Below are 20,056 nucleotides of genomic sequence, written 5' to 3' on the forward strand. Positions count from 1 at the left end.
GCGAGCCGGGGTGATACGGCCCCGGGCTCAGACCCGCTCGTAGCGGCGCGCGCCGCCCTCGACGCCGGCCATGCGGAACGGCCCCGTGGTGACGCGCGGCAGCGTGCGATCCTCGCTCGACGCCGAGTGCTCGGCGTGCAGCTGCTCGTACGTCGCGACGTCGAGCGGCACGCGGCCGTCGATCGCGCGGCGCACGCCCGCGTCGTGCACGCCCGCATCCGCGCGCACGACGCCCGTCATCCACTCGCCGACCGAGCCCGAGCCGTACGAGAACATGCCGACGCCGTCGCCCGAGCGGTCGCCCGACTCGAGCAGGCCCGCGAGCGCGCCCGGCAGCGACGCCGAGTAGGCGTTGCCCAGCTGCGCGCCCACGTCGAGCGAGGCCTCGTCGAGCGCGCCGATCTCGCCGTCGACGAGCGAGGCGAGGCGCGCGTGCGCCTTGCGGGCCATCTTCGTGAACGGCTGGTGGTACAGCAGGTGCGCGACGTCGGCGAGCGAGCGCCCACCGCGCGCGACGAGGTCGCGCCACGCGCCCTCGAGCGAGTCGAGGTACGCGGAGGTCGACAGGTGCCCGTCGACGAGCGCGGTCGTGCGGTCGTTCGGGCGCCAGAAGTCGTCGACGTCGAACGTGTGCAGGCCGCTGACGGCATCGAGCTCGACGAGGCGCGGGTTCGCCGACACGAGCATCGCGACGGCGCCGGCGCCCTGCGTCGGCTCGCCTGCGGATGCGAGGTCGTAGCGGGCGACGTCGGTCGCGATCACGAGCGCGAGGTCGTCGGGCCGCCGCGCCACCTGGTCGGCGGCCAGCTGCACGCCGGCGATGCCGCCGTAGCAGGCCTGCTTCAGCTCGACGACGCGCGTCGTCGAGGGCAGGTCGAGGAGGCGGTGCACGAACACGCCCGCCGCCTTCGACTGGTCGACGCCCGACTCCGTCGCCACGAGCACCGAGCGGATGCGGCTCGCGTCGACGCGCTCCACGATCGGCGCGGCGGCCGCAGCAGCCATCGTCACGATGTCCTCGTCGGGCGCGAGCACGCTCATCGCGAGCTGCCCGAGCCCGATCGACAGCTTCGCGGGCTCGATGCCGCGCGCCTCCGCCAGCAGCGACATGTCGAGCACGTGGTGCCCCGTCGCGATCTGGATGTCGTCGATGCCGACGCTCATGCGGTCCTCCGCTCTCCACGCTCCAGCACGCGATGCGTCGCCATGAGCTCTCCCGGATTGGTCTGGGCTGCCAGCAGCGACAGCTCGCCGCACAGCACGGTCGCGCCGATGAGCGCGGCCAGTCGGCGCGCGTCGGCGCCCGGCTCGCCGCCCGAGCGGCAGCCGATGCGCTGCAGCGCATCCTCGACGACGGGCAGCCCGCCGCCCTTGCCGTTGCCGACGGTGCCGACGATGAGGTTCGGCATCGTGCACGAGAAGTACACGCCCGCCTCGCGCGCCTCGACGTAGGTGATGCCCTGCGAGCCCTCGACGATGTTCGCGGCGTCCTGGCCGGTCGCGAGGTAGAAGCCCAGCAGCATGTTCGCGTAGTGCGCGTTGGCCGAGCGCAGCGCGCCCGCGATCGTCGAGCCCACGAGGTTCTTGCCCGTGTTGAGCGCCTCGAGGCGCTCGGGCGTCGTGCGCAGGCCCGTCTCGACGAGGTCGCGGGGGATGAGGATGTCGGCGACGACCGAGCGGCCGCGGCCGAGGATGCCGTTGACGGCCGTGGCCTTCTTGTCGGAGCACCAGTTGCCCGAGATCGAGCCGTACTCGAGCTCGGGCGAGAACGCGAGGATCGCCTCGATGAGCGACTCGGCGGCCGCGGTCGCCATGTTGTGGCCCGAGGCGTCGCCGGTCGAGAACGCGAAGCGCACGAACAGCAGGCTGCCCACGACCTCGGTGTCGACGTCGATGAGCTTCGCGAACCTGCTCTGCGCCTCCACGACCATCCGCAGGTCGTCGATGCGGTCCGTGATGGTGCGCGACGCGGCGACGGCGGTGGCGGCGTCGTCGGCGCGCAGCAGGATCGAGCGCGTCATGCGCTCGTCGACGACGGTCACCTGGATGCCGCCCTCGACCTGGCGCGAGATGCGCGCGCCGCGACCCACCGAGGGCCACAGTGGCGACTCGTACGTCGCGAGCGGCACGGTGACCTCGTCGGTCACGGCGTTGCCCGAGATGCGGATGGGCCCGACCCACGACGTGGGGATGGGCGTGAAGTCGGTCATCGGAGCCTTCCGTCGACGGCGCGGCGGCGCGCCAGGGTCGTCACGTCGATGCCGCGCAGCTCGGCGAGCTCGCGCAGTCGGCCGCGCACGAGCACGTCGGCGTGCACGGCGTCGGCAGGGGATGCGGCGCCCACGAGCGCGAGGATCGCCCGCACGTGGTCGCGCCACAGGCGCATCTCGTCGACGAGCGCCTGCTCGCCGCCCTCGACCGCGACGGCGAGGAAGCGGCTCGCGACGCCCACGGCGCGGGCGCCGAGCGCGAGGGCGCGCACGACGTCGAGCGGATGCCGGATGCCGCCGGATGCGAGCAGCGGCAGCCCCGCATCCTGCGCGTCGAGCAGGCACGCGGGCGTCGAGAGGCCCCAGCCGCCGAGGTAGGCGAAGTCGCGGGCGGCGCGGCGGTCGTTCTCGACGCGCACGAAGTCGGTGCCGCCCGTGCCGCCCACGTCGGCGACGTCGACGCCGAGGTCGCGCAGGCGGGCGACGGTGCGTCCCGAGAGGCCGGCGCCGACCTCCTTCACGATCACCGGCACGTCGACGGCCTCGCAGATCGCGGCGATCGACGGCGCCCACGTGTCGAAGCGCGTCGAGCCCTCTGGCATCACGAGCTCCTGCGCGGCGTTCAGGTGCACCTGCAGCGCATCCGCGTCCAGCAGCGCGACCGCGCGACGTGCGTCGTCGGCCGAGCGGTCGGCGCCGACGTTGGCGAGCACGAACCCGTGCGGGTGCTCGTCGCGCAGCACGCGGAAGTACGGGGCGCGCGACGGGTCGTCGAGCGCGATCGACACCGAGCCGGAGGCGATGGGCAGGTCGGACTCGCGCGCCGCGATCGCGAGCGTGCGGTTGACGTCGCCCGTGTGCGCCGTGCCGCCGGTCATGCCGTTGACGTAGACGGGGGAGCGCCACGCCATGCCGGCGACGTCGATGTCGAGCGTCACCCGCGCGGGATCGATGCCGTCGAGCGCGTGGTGCACGAGCTCGACGTCGTCGAGATCGCTCGGCCTGCCGCGGCGGTCGCGCTCGTGCTCGAGCGCGATGCGCACGTGGTCGTCCTTGCGCTCAGCCATCGACGTCGCTCCGCGGCGGCGTGACCGAGATCGTCAGGTGCCGCACGTCGTCGGCCTCCCACGCTCGATGCATCGCCTGCACGTCGGCGTCGGGTGGCGCGAGCGCGATGCCGCAGTCGCCACCACCCGCACCCGACGGCTTCGCCGCGGCGCCCGCGCGCTCTGCGGCATCGCAGAGGGCCCGCAGGCGGTCGGTCTCGATGTCGATGCCGGCAGCGTCGCCGAGATCGCGCAGCAGGGAGCGGCAGGAGCGGATGGCGTCGAGCGCCGTGGGCACGTCGTCGGTCTGCAGCGCCGTGGTGAGCAGGGTGACCTGGTCGCGGCTCGCGGCGAGGAAGTCGCGGTGCACCTGCGCGCCGGTCTCGCGCATCACGAGCACGCGGTCGACGAGGCGCTCCGTGGATGCCGGCGCACCCGTCCAGCCCACGAGCAGCCGCGCCGAGGCGGGCGGCTCGATGCGCGTGACGTCGAGCCCCTCCCACGGCTCGGCGAGCAGCTCGCCGATCGGGGCACCGCTGCGCAGGCGCCGCACGAGCGCCTCGCGGTCGGGGGAGGAGTAGCCGATCCAGCCGCCGAACGTTGACGCCGCGAGGTCGCCGCCCGACGCCGTCGGCACGACCGAGACCGTCGCGAGCATCGCGAGGCGGAAGCGCTGCATCGCCGTGAGGCGCAGGTCGTAGAACTCGTCGAGCGCCGCGACGGTCGCGACCGTCACGGCCGCCGACGAGCCGAGCCCGAACTTGCGCCCGCCGCGGTCGTCGAGCTCGCTCGAGATGCGCAGGTCGAAGAACGAGTCGCGCCTGCCGAGCTCGGCACGCAGCCGGTCGACGAGCGTGATGGTCGCGAGCACGTAGTCGTACGGCGTCTTGCGGTCGATGCGCACGCCGGTCGCGTCGCGCGTCCACGTCACCGGCAGCTGGCCGTACGCCTCGGAGTGCACCTGACCGAACGCATCCGACTGGTCGACCGACACCGTGAGGAAGCGGTCGACGGCGACGAGCACCGACGGCTGCCCGGGCTCCACCACCGCGTACTCGCCTGCGACGAAGAGCTTGCCGGGCGCGCGCGTCGTGATCACGCGACCGCCTCCACGAGGCGGGCGCCGGGGCCGGGGCGCGCGACGACGGTCGAGGCGACGGCAGCGAGGTCGTCGGCGATGCGCGGCGCTTGCGCGGGGTCGCACAGCACGACGACGTTCGGGCCGGCGTCGATGGTCGCGTAGGCGAGCACGCCGTCGGCGCGCAGCGCCTCGATGCGGTCGAGCACCGTGAGGCTCGCGCTCGTGAGGTATCGGATGGGCGGGTCGCACGACTGGATGAGCGCGTGCATGCGCAGCGCGTTCGTCTCGGCGATGCGGCCCACGAGGTCGAGGTCGCCCGCGGCGCACGCGTCGACCATGCGCTCGAGCGTCTCGGCCGTGCTCGTGACCCACGCGGGGTAGAACGGCGACGTCTCGGCGGTGCGCACCATGGCGACGCGGCTCGAGACGGGCTTCTCGCGCTCCTCGACCGTCGCGATGACCATCGCCATGTCGGGGGCGGCGGTGGGCTCGGCGAACGACGTCTCGTCGTCGTCGCCCGCGTGCCACACGGCGACGCCCGACACGATCGAGCGGGATGCGGATCCCGAGCCCCGGCGCGCGAGGCGCGAGAGCTCGCGCGGCGTCAGGTCGAGGCCGTACGCGGCGGAGGCGGCGACGGCGAGCGCCGCGAAGCCCGATGCCGACGACGCGAGGCCCGCGCCCGTGGGGACCGCATTCGTCGTCACGACGCGCGCGTGCGCGCTCGCGCCCGCGAGACCGCGCACGATGTCGAGGAAGCGCGCGACGCGGTCGAGCGGCGTGCCCTCGAGCGTGCAGCCGTCGAGCTCGAGCGAGTCGGCGGCGAGGGTCTCGTCGACCGTGACGGTCGTCGTGGTGGGGAAGACGTCGAGCGTCATCGACAGGCTGCCCGTCGCGGGCAGGTTCATCGTCGCGTCGCGCTTGCCCCAGTACTTCACGAGCGCGATGTTCGGATGTGCGACGGCCGTGGCCTGGGTCATGTCGTCTCCACGGTCGCGGTCCACGTCGCGCGCGCGCCGGCGGCGCGCATCGCGGCCGCGATCGCGGGAGCGTCGTGCACGGTGGGGGCGAGCGCGAGCACGCATCCGCCACCGCCTCCGCCCGTGAGCTTCGCGCCAGCGGAGCCCGCAGCCATCGCGGCCTCCACGAGGGTATCGAGGTGGGGCGTGCTCACGCCCAGGCCGCGCAGCTCGACGTGCGCCGTCGACATCGCGGTGCCGAGCGCCGCGACGTCGCCCGTGGCGAGGCCCTCGGCGAAGTCGTGCACGACCTGCGTGAGCGTGGCGATCGCGGCGTCGAGGTGGGCGGGGTCGGTGCGGCGCAGCTCGGCGACGTGCGCGACCATCTCGCGGGTCGAGCCGCGCGAGCCGGAGTCGGCGACGACGATCGTGACGGGCGCGCCGACGGGCAGCGGGCGGGAGGCGCCGGACTGGAACCAGATGGGGCCGGCGGCGACGACCGTGCGGGCGTCGAGGCCCGACGGGCGGCCGTGCGCCACCTGCTCGGCCTGGTGCACGAGCGACTGCAGCGTGGCGTCGTCGAGGTCGACGTCGGCGCACCGGGCGATGGCGCGCACGATCGCCGCGGCGGTCGCGGCGCTCGAGCCGAGCCCGGCCGACAGCGGCACCTCGTTGCGCACCTCGACGTCGAGCGGCGCGGCGTGCACGTGATCCATCGCGAGGCGCACGGCCGCGACCGTCGGCGCGAGGCCGACCGGTGCGTCGTCGAGCGCACCCGTGTAGTCGTCGGTCGTGAGCGTCGTCACGCCATCGCGCGCGAGCGATGCCGTCGCCGTGATCGTGAGGGCGTCGAGCGGCGTCGCGATCGCAGGAGCGCCGTGCACGACCGAGTGCTCGCCCACGAGGATCGCCTTCGCGTGCGCCGTGGCGGTCGCGGTGTCGCGGACGCCGCTCGAGACGTTCGTCATGCGATGCCACCGACGACGGACGCGCCCGACGTGCTCCGGAGGGCCGGGACGAGGGCGACGCAGTCGCGGATGAGGTGGTGCATGCGAGTCGAATCGTAGCGCGCGGTGCATTGCCCACCGCATGTGCCTGCGGTCGGTGCGACCGCGGTGTATGTCCGGACCCCGAGGCCGCATCGGATGGTTCGACGAGCGCGCTACTCGACGAGCTTGCCGGCGACCGAGACCTCGCGCATGAGGCCGCCGATCTCGGCGGGCACGTCGGGGATCGGCTCGTGCACGATCGACCCGTCCGCCGACCACACGAGGTTCACCTGCAGCGACGGATCGGTGTCGGGGAAGTCGCTGCGGTTGTGGCAGCCGCGCGTCTCGCGCCGCTCGCGCGCCGCCTCGAGCGTCGCGCGCGCCGCGAGCGCCGACGACCTCAGGTCGAACGCGTGCGCGAGCGCCTGGTACCCCGACACGTCGGGGTGCACGCCCACGTCGCCCATCGCGGCCTCGACGTCGGCGATCGCCGCGATGCCGGTCGTGAGGCCCTCCTCGTCGCGCACGACGCCCGCGTGCTCCGTCATCGCGTTCCGCAACGAGCGCTGCAGCGAACGCACGTGCTCGGGGCCGTCGACGGCGAGCAGCGCATCCACCTCGTCGCGCGCCTGGGCCACGGCATCCGCCGACCGATCCTGCGCGGGCAGCGACGCGGCGTGCCGCGCGGCGGCCTCGCCGACGATGCGCCCGTAGACGAGCAGCTCGATGAGCGAGTTGCCGCCGAGGCGGTTGGCGCCGTGCAGGCCGCTCGATGCCTCGCCGATGGCGTAGAGGCCCTCGACGCCCGTGCCGTGGTCGTCGGGCCGCACCCACACGCCACCCATCGAGTAGTGCGCCGTCGGCGCGATCTCGATCGGCTCGCGCGTGATGTCGCGCATCTGCAGGTCGAGCACCGTCGCGTAGACGCGCGGCAGGCGGTCGACGATGCGCTGCCTCGGCAGGTGCGACACGTCGAGCCACACGCCGCCCTTCGCGGTGCCGCGACCCTCGCGGATCTCGGTGAACGCGGCGAGCGCGACGCGGTCGCGCGTCGACAGCTCCATGCGCTCGGGGTCGTACCGCTCCATGAAGCGCTCGCCGACCGCGTTGCGCAGGATGCCGCCCTCGCCGCGCGCCGCCTCCGAGATGAGCGTGCCGGCGTGCGCCTTGGGCTCGAGGATGCCCGAGGGGTGGAACTGCACGAGCTCGGGGTCGCGCAGGCGCCCGCCGGCCTCGACGGCGAGGCGGAAGGAGTCGCCCGTGTTCTCGTCGCGGCGCGACGACGTGCGCCGCCAGATGCGGTTGTGGCCGCCGGCGGCGAGGATGACGGCGTCGGCGTGGATGCGCTCCCGCGTGCCGTCGACGAGGTCGAAGCCGTACGCGCCGAACACGGCGCCGCCCGACACGAGCAGGCGCGTGACGTAGACGCCGTCGAGGATGGTGATGCCGAGCTGCTCGGCGCGGCGCACGAGCGTGCGCTGGATCTCGAGGCCCGTGTAGTCGCCTGCGAAGGCCGTGCGGCGGTAGGTGTGCGCGCCGAAGTAGCGCAGCGAGATGCGGCCGTCGCCCTCGCGCGCGAACGGCATGCCATAGCGCTCGAGGTCGGCGATGCCGCGCTCGGCGCCCTCGCACACCGTCTGCACCGTGTGCGGGTTCGCGAGCATGTAGGACTCGCGGATGGTGTCGGCCGCGTGCTGCTGCCACGTGTCCTCGTCGTCCATCGTCGCGAGGGCGGCGTTGATGCCGCCGGCCGCGAGCGACGTGTGCGCGTCGTGCCGCGGGCGCTTGCCGAGCAGGAGCACGTCGACGCCGCGCTCGGCGAGCTCGATGGCGGCGCGCAGGCCCGAGCCGCCCGAGCCGATCACGAGGACGCTCGTGGAGCGCAGCCGCTCGGGTGCCCGAGTGCCGATCATCGGGCGTCCCCCTCGCCGCTGAGCGCGGCCTCGTGCGACTCCGGGTGCTCGCCGCCGCAGCCGCAGCGGGGGAGCGCGCCGCCTGCGACGGCGCGCACGCTGCGGCCGATCCACACGAGGCGGGGCATGAGGGAGTCGTGGCCGGCGTCGTGCATCCACTCGGCCGACCACGTGCGCACGGCGACGGCGGCGCGGGCGCCGACCTCCTCGCCGTCGCGGCGCAGCAGCCACGACACGGCCATGCGCTCGGGGGCGGGGATGGCGTGGACGGTCTCCGACGCGGTCTCGACGTAGACCTGGCCGTACTGGTCGGCGGGCAGGTCGGCGAGCACGGCGCGCAGCGCCGGCAGGTCGCGTTCGGCGGCGACGCACAGCAGCACCGAGTCGGGGCTCGTCATCCGGTCTCGCACCGTGGAGCCTCTCGTCGTCGGCAAGGTTAGGCAAGCCTAACCAAACATCGACACGGAACGCGAGTGGAGGCGACGCGCGCATCGGTAGGCTGGGCGATCATGGCCGACCTCGACATCGCCGGCGAGATCGCCGACCTCCGCAGCACCCACTCCGACATCGCCACCGTCGCCGACCTCCCGCGCCTCGAGCGCGAGATCGCCGTGCTCAGCGAGCAGGCGGGCGCGCCCGACATCTGGGACGACCCCGCGAAGGCGCAGCAGGTCACGACCGCGCTCAGCCACCGCCAGTCGCGCCTCAAGCGCATCGAGGGCGTCGCGAGCCGCATCGACGACCTCGAGGTGCTCGTCGAGCTCGCGAACGAGGAGGACGACGAGGACTCGCGCACCGAGGCGCGCAAGGAGCTCGCCGCCCTGCAGAAGGTCGTCTCCGAGATGGAGGTGCAGACGCTGCTCGACGGCGAGTTCGACGAGCTGCCCGCCGTCGTCACCATCCGCGCCGGCGCCGGCGGCGTCGACGCCTCCGACTTCGCCGAGATGCTGCTGCGCATGTACCTGCGGTACGCCGAGCAGCACGGCATGAGCGTGACGGTGCACGACACCTCCTACGCCGAGGAGGCGGGCATCAAGTCCGCATCGTTCGAGATCGACGCGCCCTACGCGTTCGGCAACATGTCGGTCGAGGCCGGCACGCACCGCCTCGTGCGCATGAGCCCGTTCGGCGCCGCCGGCAAGCGTCAGACGTCGTTCGCCGCCGTCGAGGTCGTGCCGCTCTTCGACCAGGTCGACGAGGTCGAGGTGCCCGAGGGCGACATCCGCGTCGACGTGTTCCGCTCGTCGGGCCCCGGCGGCCAGTCGGTGAACACCACCGACTCCGCCGTGCGCATCACGCACCTCCCGACCGGCCTCGTCGTGTCGATGCAGAACGAGAAGTCGCAGATCCAGAACCGTGCCGCTGCCATGCGCGTGCTGCAGTCGCGCCTCATGCTGCTGCAGCGCGAGGAGGAGGCTGCGCGCAAGAAGGAGCTCGCCGGGAACATCACGGCGTCGTGGGGCGACCAGATGCGCTCGTACGTGCTCGCGCCGTACCAGATGGTGAAGGACCTGCGCACGGAGCACGAGGTCGGCAACCCCTCGAACGTCTTCGACGGCGACCTCGACGGCTTCATCGCCGCGGGCATCCGCTGGCGCAAGCAGCAGCAGCAGGAGCAGGCCGACTCGTGACGGCCGGACCGCAGACCGGAGCCGAGTACCTCGCGTCGCTCGGAGACGGTCGTGCGGTCTTCCTCGACGGTGAGCGCGTCGATGCGGTCGCCGGGCACCCCGCGCTCGCGGGCACGGCAGCGACGATCGCGTCGCTCTACGACCGCCTGCACGGCCCCGACGCCGACGTGCTGCTCGCGACGACGCCAGACGGCGTGCGCACGCATGCGTTCTCGGCCATCCCGCGCTCGCGCGACGACCTGCGGGCGCAGCGCGAGGCCATCCGCGCCTGGCAGCGCGAGACCCACGGCTGGCTGGGCCGCACGCCCGAGATGCTGGCGTCGGTGCTCACGTCGATGGGGGCCCACGCGTCGTTCTACGGGGCGCAGGCGGATGCGGTGCGCTCGACCCTCGCCGCGCACCAGCAGCACGTGACGCACTACGCGCAGGCGCTCGTGAACCCGCCCGTCGACCGCGACCTGCCGCCCGACGAAGTCGGCGACGTCTTCCTGCACGTCGTGCGCGAGACTGCGGACGGCCTCGTGCTGCGCGGCGCGAAGGCCGTCGTCACCGGCGCTGCGACGGCGCAGCGCCTGCTCGTGTCGCACTTCGGCGGCGAGGTGCAGACCGACGGCTTCGCCATCGCCTGCACGGTGCCCGTGGGTGCGCCGGGCCTGCGGCTCTACGCCCGCACGGTGCCGGCACGCGCCGACCAGCCGCTGGCGACGCGCTTCGCCGAGCACGACGCGCTCGTCGTGTTCGACGATGTGCTCGTGCCGTGGCAGGACGTGCTCATCCGCGACGCCGCGACGATGCTCGGCCACAATCGCGGCGCCGTCGGCTGGAACGCGCGCCTGGCCTTCCAGTCCGCCACGCGGCTCGAGGCGAAGCTCGAGTGGATCGCGGGCCTCGCCGTGCGCGCCACCGAGATCATGGGCACCGCCTCCATCCGCGGCGTGCAGGCGGCGCTCGGCGAGACCATCGCGTTCCGCCACGTCGTCGCCGGCATGCGCGACGCCATGATCGAGCAGGCGGCACCTGTCGGCGACGAGGACCTCCTCGGCGGCCGGGCATGGGGTCCGGGCGTCGAGCCCGCGCTCGCATTCTCGGCCTACGCGCCCGACGCCTACAGCCGCATGCGCGTCACGCTCGAGACCGCCGTCGCCTCGGGGCTCGCGCACCTGCCGATCCCCGCCGACGGCCTCGGTGCGCATCCCGAGCTCGCACCGCTGCTGCGCGGCTCCGGCGGCGCCGACGCCGACGAGCGCCTCGCGATCATGGGCGCGCTGTGGGATGCGGTCGGCACGGGCTTCGGCGCCCGTCACGAGCTGTACGAGCGCAGCCACTGGGGCCAGCCCGAGCGCACGCACGTCGGCATCCTCGGGCTCGCGCAGGCGACGGGTCGCGTCGCCGAGTGGCGCGCCCGAGGCTGAGACTCCCTCGACGCACAGCATCCACGCCGCGCCGACGCGGTGCCGGGGTACGGCGCGCACCCGGTCGTAGCCTCGACGAGTGATCCGGTTCGACGCGGTCTCCAAGACCTACCCCCGCTCGGCGCGGGCGGCGCTCACCGACGTCTCGCTCGAGGTGGCGAAGGGCGAGTTCGTCTTCCTCGTCGGCGCCTCCGGGTCGGGCAAGTCGACGCTCATCCGCATGGTGCTGCGCGAGGAGCAGCCCTCGAAGGGCGAGATCCACGTGCTCGGCCAGCGCCTGCGCTCCATCCCGAGCCGCAAGGTGCCGTACTTCCGCCGCAACCTCGGCGTCGTCTTCCAGGACTTCCGCCTGCTGCGCTCGAAGACCGTCTACGAGAACGTCGCCTTCACGCTCCAGGTGCTCGGGAAGAGCCGCGGCTTCATCTCGGAGGCCGTGCCCGACGTGCTGAAGGTCGTCGGCCTCGCCGGCAAGTCGTCGCGCCTGCCGCACGAGCTGTCGGGCGGCGAGCAGCAGCGCGTCGCGATCGCGCGCGCCGTCGTGAACAAGCCGCCGATCCTGCTCGCCGACGAGCCCACCGGCAACCTCGACCCCGCGACGAGCGCCGGCATCATGGCGCTGCTCGCGCGCATCAACGAGAGCGGCACGACCGTCGTCATGGCCACCCACGACTCGTCGATCGTCGACGCGATGCAGAAGCGCGTCGTCGAGCTCGACGCCGGCCGCGTCATGCGCGACGAGCTCGTCGGCTCGTACACGACGACGTCGCCCGTGCCCGTCGTCTCCGAGCCCACGAGCCTGGGGGTCGCCCGATGAGGGTCGCGCTCGTGCTGCAAGAGGTCTGGACCGGCCTCCGCCGCAACATGTCGATGGCCGTCGCCGTCGTGCTCGTGACGTTCATCTCGCTGACGTTCGTCGGCGCCGCGGTGCTGCTGCAGATGCAGATCAACCAGATGAAGGGCTTCTGGTACGACCGGGCCCAGGTCGCCGTGTACTTCTGCAACGACATCGACCAGACCGAGACGTGCTCGCAGGCCGCTGCGACGCCCGAGCAGATCCAGGCCGTCGAGGATGCCCTCGCGGGCGCCGCGGTCGCGCAGTACGTCGACGGCGTGGAGTTCGAGGACCGCGACGCCGCCTACGCGCGCTTCATGGAGCAGTTCGGCGGCACGACGACCGCCGAGTTCGCGACGGCCGACACCATGAACGAGGCGCTCTGGGTGAGCCCCGTGACGCCCGCCGACGCCGACGTCATCGCCGAGGCGACCTCGGGGCTGCCCGGCGTGCTCGAGGTGCGCGACCAGCGCGCGCTGCTCGAGCCGATCTTCTCGGTGCTCAACACCGCGAGCCTCGCGGCCGTCGGCATCGCCGTGCTCATGCTCGTCGCGGCCGTGCTGCTCATCGCCACGACCATCCGACTCTCCGCGTTCTCGAGACGCCGCGAGCTCGGCATCATGCGCCTCGTGGGCGCGTCGAACCGCTTCATCCAGACGCCGTTCATCCTCGAGGGCGTCGTCGCGGCGCTCGTGGGATCCGTGCTCGCGGCGGGTGCCATCGTCGCGCTCGTGCAGGGCGTGCTGCAGGGCTACGTCGCGCAGACGCTGCGCACGGTCGCGGTCGTGGGCCTGGACGACGCGCTGCTCGTCGCGCCGGGTCTCATCGCGTTCGGCGTGCTGTTCGCGGGCCTCGCGGCAGCCGTCGCCATCCGCAGGTACCTCAAGGTCTGACCCGCGGCGAGCGCTCGCCTGCGTGCTAGGCTGACGGGCTGCCCACCAGTCGATTCCAGGAGGCGATCATGGCACGCGAGCAGGGTCAGAAGGTCGTCGCCCAGAACAAGAAGGCCCGCCACGACTACACGATCGAGGACCGCTACGAGGCGGGCCTCGTGCTCACCGGCACCGAGGTGAAGTCGCTGCGCGCCGGCCGTGCATCGCTCGTCGACGGCTACGCGTACGTCGACAGGGGAGAGGCGTGGCTCGACGCCGTGCACATCCCCGAGTACGGCCAGGGCACGTGGACGAACCACACGCCGCGCCGCAAGCGCAAGCTGCTGCTGCACAAGCACCAGATCGAGAAGCTGCAGGCTGCGGTGTCGCAGGGCGGCTACACGCTCGTGCCGCTGTCGCTGTACTTCCTCGACGGCCGCGCGAAGGTCGAGCTCGCGGTCGCGAAGGGCAAGCGCGAGTACGACAAGCGGCAGACGCTGCGCGAGCGCCAGGACAAGCGCGAGGCCGACCGCGCCATGCGCACGCGCAACCGGATGGGCGAGTAGCCAGACCCTCGCGGGTCAGCCGCGTGCCGCCGAGGCGGCGTCGCGGATCGTCTGGCCCTCGGTGCGCACGAGTGCGGCGATGGCGCCGAGCATCGTCGACGAGCCCGTGGCCGACGACGTGGCGTCCGACGCCGAGGCGTAGGCGGTCTCGTCGCCGCTGATGAACGCCTCGAGCGCGGCCGTCGCATCGGGCGCGGGGATGGTGTCGCCACCGTAGGCGGCGCCGCCCGTCACGTCCTCGTCGCGGTAGGCGGCGCTCACGGCGCTGGCGAGCTGCACGGCCTGGTCGTGCATCCCCGCCCACGCGTCGCACGTCGACTGCAGGTCGGCGGTGGGGCAGTGGTCGCGGTACGACTGCGCCATCGACTGGTTGTAGGCCACGAACGCCGCGTCCCACGCCGTCGCGGCGTTCGCCCGCGCCGCGCGGTCGACGAACGACGCGCAGCCGATCGGCGCGTTGCACGTGAACTGGATGTAGCGAGACGCGTCGACGTCGAAGCGCTCCGTGCCGCCCTGCGCCAGCGTGAGCGTGGCGAGGTAGTCGGCATACGCGGTCGTGAAGGCAGCGTCGGCGTCGGCCTGCGCGAGCACGAGCGAGCACGCGGAGCCGATGGCGTCGAACGGGCCGGCGACGGCGTCGGCGAGCCCAGCAGCGGCCTCGTAGCGGGCGCCGTCGGCCGCTGCGGCCGCAGCCGCCTGCGCGTAGGCGTCGTTGCGCTCGCCGCCATCGACGACGCGCAGCGCGGGCGCCGACGCCGTGAGCATCGCCGCCTGGCCCGAGAGGCCGCTCATGGCGTCGCACGCGGTGCGCACGCCCGACGCATCCGCGGCGACCTCGTCGTACGAGCCGGAGCCCATGCTCGGTGCCGCCGTCGCGAGGCCCGTGTCGAAGGATGCGGTGTCGAGCTCGGCGAGCGGCTGCAGCGCGGCGTCGGAGTAGACCGACTCCCACTCGGCGACCTGGGCCGCGTAGTCGTCGGCCGCCGCCTGCGCGTCGCGGTCGAGCAGCACGCCAGGCACGACGAACGCTGCGACCACCCCGCCGATCGCGAGCATCGCGACGGGGATCGAGATGCCGAGGATGAGGCCGAGGCGCGGGCCGCGGCGCTGGCCGGGCTGCGGCTGGCCCTGGGGAGGGGGCGTGAACTGCGGCTGCGGCTGCTGCATCCACGGCTGCGGCGGCTGCACGGGCGTCGGCTGCGACGGCGTGCTGAGCGGACGTCGCGGCTGCGGGTAGGCGCCGCCGGGCGCGGCGCCGTCGCTCGGGTGCACCTCGACCGTCCACGACCCGTCGGGGTTGCGCACGGGCGCACCGGGCTGCGGTGCCTGCGGCACGGGAGGGCCCTGCGGCGGCTGGCCCTGCTGCGGGGCGCCCTGGCCGGGCTGCTGCTGGCCGTTCCACGGGTCGTACGCGGGGCTCGGCCCCGGTGCGTGCTCGTCGGCCATGCGCATCCATCCGTCGGGGCCGCGACGGCGGCCGGGTGATCCCACCAGGCTAGGCAGGTGCCCCTGCGAGCGCGATGGGGAGAAGTGCCCGTGCCGCGCCGGTTCGACACGCTCGCTGGCGCAGGGTTGGATGGACCCATGCGCATCGGCATCCTCACCTCCGGCGGCGACTGCCCGGGTCTCAACGCCGTCATCCGAGCAGCGGTGCTCGGCGGCATCAAGCAGCACGGGCACGAGTTCGTGGGCATCCGCGACGGCTGGCGCGGCCTCGTCGCCGGCGACGTGCGCGTGCTCAACCGCTCGTCGGTGCGCGGCATCTCGCGCGTCGGCGGCACGATCCTCGGCACGAGCCGCACGAACCCCTTCGAGGGCGACCAGGGTGGCCCCGCGAACATCGCAGCGACGATGGAGCGCCTCGGCATCGACGCCGTGCTCGCCATCGGCGGCGAGGGCACGCTCGCGGCGGGCAAGCGCCTGAGCGACGCCGGCATCCCGATCGTGGGCGTGCCGAAGACGATCGACAACGACCTCGACGCCACCGACTACACGTTCGGCTTCGACACGGCCGTGCAGATCGCGACCGAGGCCGGCGACCGCCTGCGCACGACGGGCGACTCGCACATGCGCTGCATGGTGCTCGAGGTCATGGGCCGCCACGTCGGCTGGATCGCGCTGCACGCCGGCATGGCCGTGGGTGCGCACGCCATCCTCATCCCCGAGCAGCCGCGCTCGATCGACGAGATCTGCGACTGGGCGCAGCAGGTGTACGACCGTCGCCGCGCGCCGCTCATCGTCGTGTCCGAGGGCTTCCGCCTCGAGGGCATGGAGGAGGCGCACTCGCACAAGGGCCTCGACGCGTTCAACCGTCCGCGTCTCGGCGGCATCTCCGAGCTCATCACGCCCGAGATCGAGGCCCGCACGGGCATCGAGTCGCGCTCGACCGTGCTCGGCCACATCCAGCGCGGCGGCGCCCCCACGGGTGCCGACCGCGTGCTCGCGACCCGCTTCGGCCTCGCGGCCATCGAGGCGGTGCACCAGCAGGCGTGGGGCCAGATGGTGTCGCTGCGCGGCACCGACATCGTGCGCGTGCCCTTCGCCGACGCCCTGGTGGGTCTCAAGGTCGTGCCCGAGGAGCGCTACCACGAGGCCGAGCTGCTCTTCGGCTGAGGGCGGACACGCCGTCGTTGCCCCGCGGCGGCCGAGCCCCGTAGCATGGAGGGCTGCCGCAGGTCGAGAGGTCGAGGCGGCTTGGCAACTCCACAGCGCGTGACACGCACCGCAGCACGGGGATGATCGGTTTCGACATCGCCTCAGTCGCTGCGGGAAGCGAGTCGAGGACCCAGGGTCATCTCGTCAACGATCCCTGGAACACCATAGGTGCCAACGCAAAGCGCACCGACTTCGCCCTCGCTGCCTAAGCGAGCCTGAAGTCCGTCGAACCAGGTCTGCCCCCGCCCTGGACCTCGGCGTCATCTAGGGGGATTGCTGCGAGCTTGCGTCACAGGGACTCGTGGGACTTGCACTGTGACTGGGCCCGTCTACCTAGATGTCTGGGGCAAAGGTAGGGGCCGAGCAGAACGACCAAGCTCAGACTGCACTCGGAGAAGCCGCACGGTCCGAGCGATGGACGGGGGTTCGATTCCCCCCATCTCCACCACTCAGCCGGTGCGTGTCACGCGTAGGAGTCCACGAAGGGCCCGCAGACCTCGGTCGCGGGCCCTTCGTCATGCAGGAAGCCTCGCCGGGCCGCTGCGATCATGGACAGATGTCCGCGATCACATCAGTCCGCATCACGCAGTGGGGCGTCGGACACGGTGGCTTTCACACTCAGTCGATCGACGTCAAGGGTGAGCGGGTTCACGTGGTGTACGACTGCGGGAGTTCGGATTCTGCGCGTCGAGTGGAAGACGCTGCCGACGAGTACGCGCGATCGATCGCGGGCGAGAGAGTGGAGCGCCTGGTGCTCTCCCACTTCGATGACGACCACATCAACGGGCTCAGGTACCTTGCCGATGCGTTCCGCAAGAATGACGTCACGGTGGGTCGCATCGTCGCCCCGCTCCTGACCCCACTTGATCGCCTAGTGCTTGCCCTCGCCTCAGAAGGCGACCGATCACTTCGCCGGCTGATACTTGAGCCTGAAGCCGTTCTCGGCGAGGAGTTCGGTGCAGAGATTCAGTTGGTCGCAGGGAACGACCTGGGCCCTGTCAACAACGCACCGCTGGGCAGCGACAGCGATTCGACTGGGCGTCGAGTACGCGGTCGGGTCGATGGTGGCTTCGATGTCAACGAGGATGCGGGTACGCCGAGTCTGGTCTGGGAGGTCGTGCCTTACGTGTACCCGGCGATATCGAATGAACGCGGCCGTTACTGGTCCCGTCTCTGTGAGAAGCTGCCGGACCTGAGCGACGTCGGGGTGCCATCGAACGCTGATGTCAGCATGGTGTTGACCGAACACATCAAGGTAGCTCGCGAGACACGGCCGAATTCAAGGAAGTCCGACTGGACGAACTTCTCCTCGATCACGCTGTACTCCGGGCCAACTGGACCGTCTACCGTCGGCTGGATTCACGCCCCTCGAGGAAGGCCGATCGCCGGCGCCATTGGCTGGCTCGGGACCGGCGACTCGCGCTATGGCCAGAAGCGAACTGTGGACGCAATGAGTAATGCGCTCGGGCTGCACCGTCTGAAGAACGTTGGCGTGGTCGGGGCCCCTCATCATGGTTCGGCGAAAAACTCGTCCGCACACTTCTGGAGTCAGCTGCCCAATGTGATGGTGGCGACGTTTCACGCATCAGGTAGGCACGGGCACCCGACCATCCAAGCCATGCGGCAGGCAGCGGACTCAGGGGCCGCTGTCGTCCCCGTGAACGACCGATCGTACGAGCAGTGCGCAGTTACTTTGCGGTAGCTGCGCGAGCGGTCAGCGGGCGACGTCGTGGCCGGCCGCGATCCACGCCGACGTGCCGCCGACGACGTTCGCGGCCGTGTAGCCCTGCGACTCGAGGTACTGCACGACGCGCGCCGAGCGGCCGCCGGAGTGGCAGATCACGGCGACGCCGTCGGGCACCTCCGAGAGGCGCTCCACGATCTCGCCCATCGGGATGTGGATCGCGTGCGGCACGTGCCCCGCATCCCATTCGTCCTGCTCGCGCACGTCGACGACGGGCACGGCGGTGTCGGCGGCGATGGCGTCCACGGAGATCTCGCGCATGCCTTCGACCCTAGCCGCGCGTCGGCGGCCGGGCGTACGCTCGCGAACGCACGGGCACCACGGCTCGGCATGCGAGAGGGGTCCACGATGACGAGGGTCGCGACGAGCCTGTGGTTCGACGGAGGCATCGAGGAGGCGGCGGCGCTGTACGTGTCGCTCATGCCGGGCAGCGAGATCCTGCACACGAGCAGGTACCCCGACGACGCCGCGTTCCCCGGCGACATGGCTGGGCAGGCGCTCACGGTCGACATGACGATCGGCGGGCACTCGGTCACGCTGCTCAACGGTGGGCCGGCGTTCCCGCTGACGGAGGCGGTGTCGCTCGTGCTCGAGGTCGAGGGGCAGGCCGAGATCGACCGGCTGTGGGATGCGCTGCTCGAGGGCGGTGGGCGCGAGAGCCAGTGCGGGTGGCTCGTGGATCGGTTCGGCCTGTCGTGGCAGATCGTGCCGACGGCGATGGGTCAGCTGATGTCGGGGCCGAACGCGGGCGCCGTGACGGCGGCGCTCATGACGATGGCGAAGATCGACGTCGGCGAGCTCGAGCGGGCGAGCGCGGGTTCGTGACGACCTTCCGCGGCGTCGGCACGGGGAGCGCCGCCTCGGCGGCAGCCTTCGCCGCGACGTCCTCGACGGTGCGCCACCTCCACCAGACGTAATGCCCCTCGTCCTCCGTGACGTCGTAGCGCTGCCCGCAGGCCGTGCACGCGCAGATGCGTCGCGGTCGCCAGGGGCTCCCGCCGACGATGACGGGGATCTCCTCGACGAGGGTGACGTGGCCGAACGCCACCTCCTGCGCGGGGTCGTACATCTCGTGATCGCGGTATGCCCGACACAGGCACTCGCCCCGCCAGTGCATGCGCACGCGGTCGATGGCGTGCGTCACGTGGCGCCCGTTGCTCGCGAGCATCCCACCGAGGTCGACCTCGTCGACGGCGTCCTCGACCTCGGCGAGTCGCTTCCGGACCGCGTGCAGCGCGGCGTCGTCGCGCGCGCGGATGATCGCCCACACGGCATCGAGGATGCGGGAGCGGTCGCGCGACAGGAGGTCGTCGACGAGCGCGGGCCCGTCGCGCGCCTCGGCCACGTCAGCGCGCCAGACGCCCGAGCAGCTCGTCGTGCAGCACGCCGTTCGTCGCGAGGGCCGAGCCGTGCCAGGGGCCCGGCTGGCCGTCGATCGACGTGAAGCGGCCGCCGGCCTCCTCGACGATCGGCACGAGCGCCGCCATGTCGTACGGCTTGAGGTCGAACTCGCCCACGACGTCGAGCGCGCCCTCGGCGAGCAGCATGTAGCTCCACGCGTCGCCGTACGAGCGGGCACGCCACACGTCGCGCTGCAGCGCGACGAGCTCGTCGAGGTAGCCTGCGCCATCCCAGCCCTGGATCGAGTTGTACGAGATCGCGGCGTCGGCGAGCGCGCCGAGCGCCGAGACCTGCAGGCGCTGCTCGCCCGGCGACGTCCACGCGCCCTCGCCGCGCGCCGCCCACCAGCGGCGGCCGAGCGACGGCATCGAGCAGACGCCGACGACGACCTCGCCGTCGACCACGAGGGCGATGAGCGTCGCCCACACGGGCGCGCCGCGCAGGAAGTGGGCGGTGCCGTCGATGGGGTCGACGATCCACTGGCGCGGGCTGTCGCCCGTCGTGCCGGTCTCCTCGCCGAAGAAGGCGTCGTCGGGGCGCTCGGCCTCGACGAGCTCGCGGATGCGCGCCTCGACGGCCTTGTCGGCGTCGGTCACATGCGTCGCATCGGGCTTCGTCGTCACGTGCAGGTCGCTCGCGCGGAAGCGATCCATGGAGATCGCGTCTGCGGCGTCGGCGATGCGGAGGGCGAGGGCGAGGTCGTCGGCGTGGCTCACGGCATCCACGCTACCGACCGGCGGCGTGC

The 20,056-nt window shown here is 72.5% G+C and carries 20 protein-coding genes and 1 other RNA gene; 9 read left to right on the plus strand and 12 right to left on the minus strand.

The annotated features are described in order from the left end of the window. Nucleotides 1-27: 27 nt before the first annotated feature. The 8 genes from BLQ67_RS14100 to BLQ67_RS14135 form a co-directional block, all read right to left on the minus strand. Nucleotides 28-1,164, minus strand: coding sequence for a hydroxymethylglutaryl-CoA synthase (locus BLQ67_RS14100; protein WP_092506087.1), 1,137 nt, complete (start codon nucleotides 1,162-1,164; stop codon nucleotides 28-30). Then, the gene (locus tag BLQ67_RS14105) at nucleotides 1,161-2,210 is read right to left on the minus strand and encodes a hydroxymethylglutaryl-CoA reductase (RefSeq protein ID WP_092506089.1); all 1,050 of its coding nucleotides are present in this window, start codon (nucleotides 2,208-2,210) and stop codon (nucleotides 1,161-1,163) included. The genes BLQ67_RS14100 and BLQ67_RS14105 overlap by 4 nt, the downstream gene beginning before the upstream one ends. Continuing rightward, nucleotides 2,207-3,277: a type 2 isopentenyl-diphosphate Delta-isomerase gene (gene fni / locus BLQ67_RS14110; RefSeq protein WP_092506091.1), complete on the minus strand. Its 1,071-nt coding sequence runs from the start codon at nucleotides 3,275-3,277 to the stop codon at nucleotides 2,207-2,209. Before fni ends, BLQ67_RS14105 begins: the two co-directional genes overlap by 4 nt. After that, on the minus strand, nucleotides 3,270-4,355 hold the full coding sequence (locus BLQ67_RS14115; RefSeq protein WP_092506093.1) for a phosphomevalonate kinase: 1,086 nt from the start codon (nucleotides 4,353-4,355) through the stop codon (nucleotides 3,270-3,272). Before BLQ67_RS14115 ends, fni begins: the two co-directional genes overlap by 8 nt. Further along, nucleotides 4,352-5,317 carry a diphosphomevalonate decarboxylase gene (gene mvaD / locus BLQ67_RS14120; protein WP_092506095.1) on the minus strand — a complete coding sequence of 322 codons (966 nt, stop codon included), beginning with the start codon at nucleotides 5,315-5,317 and terminating at the stop codon, nucleotides 4,352-4,354. Before mvaD ends, BLQ67_RS14115 begins: the two co-directional genes overlap by 4 nt. Beyond that, nucleotides 5,314-6,264 (minus strand): mevalonate kinase, encoded by a 951-nt coding sequence (mvk, locus tag BLQ67_RS14125; RefSeq protein WP_157674858.1) that lies wholly within the window; start codon nucleotides 6,262-6,264, stop codon nucleotides 5,314-5,316. The genes mvaD and mvk overlap by 4 nt, the downstream gene beginning before the upstream one ends. 194 nt (nucleotides 6,265-6,458) lie before the next feature. After that, nucleotides 6,459-8,198, minus strand: coding sequence for an L-aspartate oxidase (locus tag BLQ67_RS14130; RefSeq protein ID WP_092506099.1), 1,740 nt, complete (start codon nucleotides 8,196-8,198; stop codon nucleotides 6,459-6,461). Continuing rightward, nucleotides 8,195-8,596, minus strand: coding sequence for an SIP domain-containing protein (locus tag BLQ67_RS14135; protein ID WP_092506101.1), 402 nt, complete (start codon nucleotides 8,594-8,596; stop codon nucleotides 8,195-8,197). Before BLQ67_RS14135 ends, BLQ67_RS14130 begins: the two co-directional genes overlap by 4 nt. Nucleotides 8,597-8,707: 111 nt before the next feature. Between BLQ67_RS14135 and prfB the strand changes: the two genes are divergently transcribed. From prfB to smpB, 5 genes are all read left to right on the plus strand, one after another. Then, nucleotides 8,708-9,829: a peptide chain release factor 2 gene (gene prfB / locus BLQ67_RS14140; RefSeq protein WP_092506103.1), complete on the plus strand. Its 1,122-nt coding sequence runs from the start codon at nucleotides 8,708-8,710 to the stop codon at nucleotides 9,827-9,829. Continuing rightward, nucleotides 9,826-11,241: a 4-hydroxyphenylacetate 3-hydroxylase N-terminal domain-containing protein gene (locus BLQ67_RS16515; RefSeq protein ID WP_172802343.1), complete on the plus strand. Its 1,416-nt coding sequence runs from the start codon at nucleotides 9,826-9,828 to the stop codon at nucleotides 11,239-11,241. Before prfB ends, BLQ67_RS16515 begins: the two co-directional genes overlap by 4 nt. Nucleotides 11,242-11,320: 79 nt before the next feature. Then, nucleotides 11,321-12,055, plus strand: a complete 735-nt coding sequence (gene ftsE, locus BLQ67_RS14155) for a cell division ATP-binding protein FtsE (RefSeq protein ID WP_092506105.1) — start codon at nucleotides 11,321-11,323, stop codon at nucleotides 12,053-12,055. After that, a complete protein-coding gene (ftsX, locus tag BLQ67_RS14160) occupies nucleotides 12,052-12,966 on the plus strand; it encodes a permease-like cell division protein FtsX (RefSeq protein WP_092506107.1) in 915 nt (304 codons plus the stop codon). Before ftsE ends, ftsX begins: the two co-directional genes overlap by 4 nt. 68 nt (nucleotides 12,967-13,034) lie before the next feature. Next, nucleotides 13,035-13,511, plus strand: coding sequence for an SsrA-binding protein SmpB (smpB, locus tag BLQ67_RS14165; protein ID WP_092506109.1), 477 nt, complete (start codon nucleotides 13,035-13,037; stop codon nucleotides 13,509-13,511). A 15-nt stretch (nucleotides 13,512-13,526) separates the two neighbouring features. On the opposite strand, the gene BLQ67_RS16980 is transcribed toward smpB, so the two are convergent. After that, complete coding sequence (locus BLQ67_RS16980) at nucleotides 13,527-14,957, minus strand: hypothetical protein (protein WP_092506111.1); 1,431 nt, start codon at nucleotides 14,955-14,957, stop codon at nucleotides 13,527-13,529. A gap of 138 nt (nucleotides 14,958-15,095) precedes the next feature. Here BLQ67_RS16980 and BLQ67_RS14175 point away from each other — a divergent pair, with 138 nt between their 5' ends. The 3 genes from BLQ67_RS14175 (at nucleotide 15,096) to BLQ67_RS14185 (ending at nucleotide 17,868) form a co-directional block, all read left to right on the plus strand. Next, nucleotides 15,096-16,124, plus strand: coding sequence for a 6-phosphofructokinase (locus tag BLQ67_RS14175; protein ID WP_092506113.1), 1,029 nt, complete (start codon nucleotides 15,096-15,098; stop codon nucleotides 16,122-16,124). 118 nt (nucleotides 16,125-16,242) lie between these two features. Then, nucleotides 16,243-16,614, plus strand: a transfer-messenger RNA (tmRNA) gene (gene ssrA, locus BLQ67_RS14180). Nucleotides 16,615-16,722: 108 nt separating this feature from the next. Next, nucleotides 16,723-17,868, plus strand: a complete 1,146-nt coding sequence (locus BLQ67_RS14185) for an MBL fold metallo-hydrolase (RefSeq protein ID WP_157674860.1) — start codon at nucleotides 16,723-16,725, stop codon at nucleotides 17,866-17,868. 12 nt (nucleotides 17,869-17,880) lie between these two features. Here the strand turns inward: BLQ67_RS14185 and BLQ67_RS14190 are convergent, their stop codons facing one another. Next, entirely contained in the window at nucleotides 17,881-18,171 is a 291-nt protein-coding gene (locus tag BLQ67_RS14190; RefSeq protein WP_092506115.1) for a rhodanese-like domain-containing protein, read from the minus strand. Between the two features lie 87 nt (nucleotides 18,172-18,258). Between BLQ67_RS14190 and BLQ67_RS14195 the strand changes: the two genes are divergently transcribed. Then, entirely contained in the window at nucleotides 18,259-18,735 is a 477-nt protein-coding gene (locus BLQ67_RS14195; protein WP_092506117.1) for a VOC family protein, read from the plus strand. Here the strand turns inward: BLQ67_RS14195 and BLQ67_RS14200 are convergent. Both BLQ67_RS14200 and BLQ67_RS14205 read right to left on the minus strand, forming a co-directional pair. Continuing rightward, the gene (locus tag BLQ67_RS14200) at nucleotides 18,677-19,255 is read right to left on the minus strand and encodes a hypothetical protein (protein ID WP_092506119.1); all 579 of its coding nucleotides are present in this window, start codon (nucleotides 19,253-19,255) and stop codon (nucleotides 18,677-18,679) included. The genes BLQ67_RS14195 and BLQ67_RS14200 overlap by 59 nt on opposite strands. A 1-nt stretch (nucleotide 19,256) precedes the next feature. Beyond that, entirely contained in the window at nucleotides 19,257-20,027 is a 771-nt protein-coding gene (locus tag BLQ67_RS14205) for an inositol monophosphatase family protein (protein ID WP_231945064.1), read from the minus strand. Nucleotides 20,028-20,056: the final 29 nt, after the last annotated feature.

It is taken from the genome of Agrococcus jejuensis (genome assembly GCF_900099705.1).
In the GTDB taxonomy this organism is placed as follows: Bacteria; Actinomycetota; Actinomycetes; order Actinomycetales; family Microbacteriaceae; genus Agrococcus; species Agrococcus jejuensis.

Excerpts from the sequence above, each read along its gene's own strand:
- BLQ67_RS14135 (WP_092506101.1), bottom strand. The coding sequence starts at position 8,596 with ATGACGAGCCCCGACTCGGTGCTGCTGTGCGTCGCCGCCGAACGCGAC.
- mvaD (WP_092506095.1), bottom strand. The coding sequence starts at position 5,317 with ATGACCCAGGCCACGGCCGTCGCACATCCGAACATCGCGCTCGTGAAG.
- mvk (WP_157674858.1), bottom strand. The coding sequence starts at position 6,264 with ATGACGAACGTCTCGAGCGGCGTCCGCGACACCGCGACCGCCACGGCG.
- BLQ67_RS14185 (WP_157674860.1), top strand. The coding sequence starts at position 16,723 with ATGTCCGCGATCACATCAGTCCGCATCACGCAGTGGGGCGTCGGACAC.
- BLQ67_RS14190 (WP_092506115.1), bottom strand. The coding sequence starts at position 18,171 with ATGCGCGAGATCTCCGTGGACGCCATCGCCGCCGACACCGCCGTGCCC.
- ftsX (WP_092506107.1), top strand. The coding sequence starts at position 12,052 with ATGAGGGTCGCGCTCGTGCTGCAAGAGGTCTGGACCGGCCTCCGCCGC.
- BLQ67_RS14105 (WP_092506089.1), bottom strand. The coding sequence starts at position 2,210 with ATGACCGACTTCACGCCCATCCCCACGTCGTGGGTCGGGCCCATCCGC.
- prfB (WP_092506103.1), top strand. The coding sequence starts at position 8,708 with ATGGCCGACCTCGACATCGCCGGCGAGATCGCCGACCTCCGCAGCACC.
- BLQ67_RS14130 (WP_092506099.1), bottom strand. The coding sequence starts at position 8,198 with ATGATCGGCACTCGGGCACCCGAGCGGCTGCGCTCCACGAGCGTCCTC.
- BLQ67_RS14100 (WP_092506087.1), bottom strand. The coding sequence starts at position 1,164 with ATGAGCGTCGGCATCGACGACATCCAGATCGCGACGGGGCACCACGTG.
- BLQ67_RS16980 (WP_092506111.1), bottom strand. The coding sequence starts at position 14,957 with ATGGCCGACGAGCACGCACCGGGGCCGAGCCCCGCGTACGACCCGTGG.
- BLQ67_RS14195 (WP_092506117.1), top strand. The coding sequence starts at position 18,259 with ATGACGAGGGTCGCGACGAGCCTGTGGTTCGACGGAGGCATCGAGGAG.
- smpB (WP_092506109.1), top strand. The coding sequence starts at position 13,035 with ATGGCACGCGAGCAGGGTCAGAAGGTCGTCGCCCAGAACAAGAAGGCC.
- fni (WP_092506091.1), bottom strand. The coding sequence starts at position 3,277 with ATGGCTGAGCGCAAGGACGACCACGTGCGCATCGCGCTCGAGCACGAG.
- BLQ67_RS14175 (WP_092506113.1), top strand. The coding sequence starts at position 15,096 with ATGCGCATCGGCATCCTCACCTCCGGCGGCGACTGCCCGGGTCTCAAC.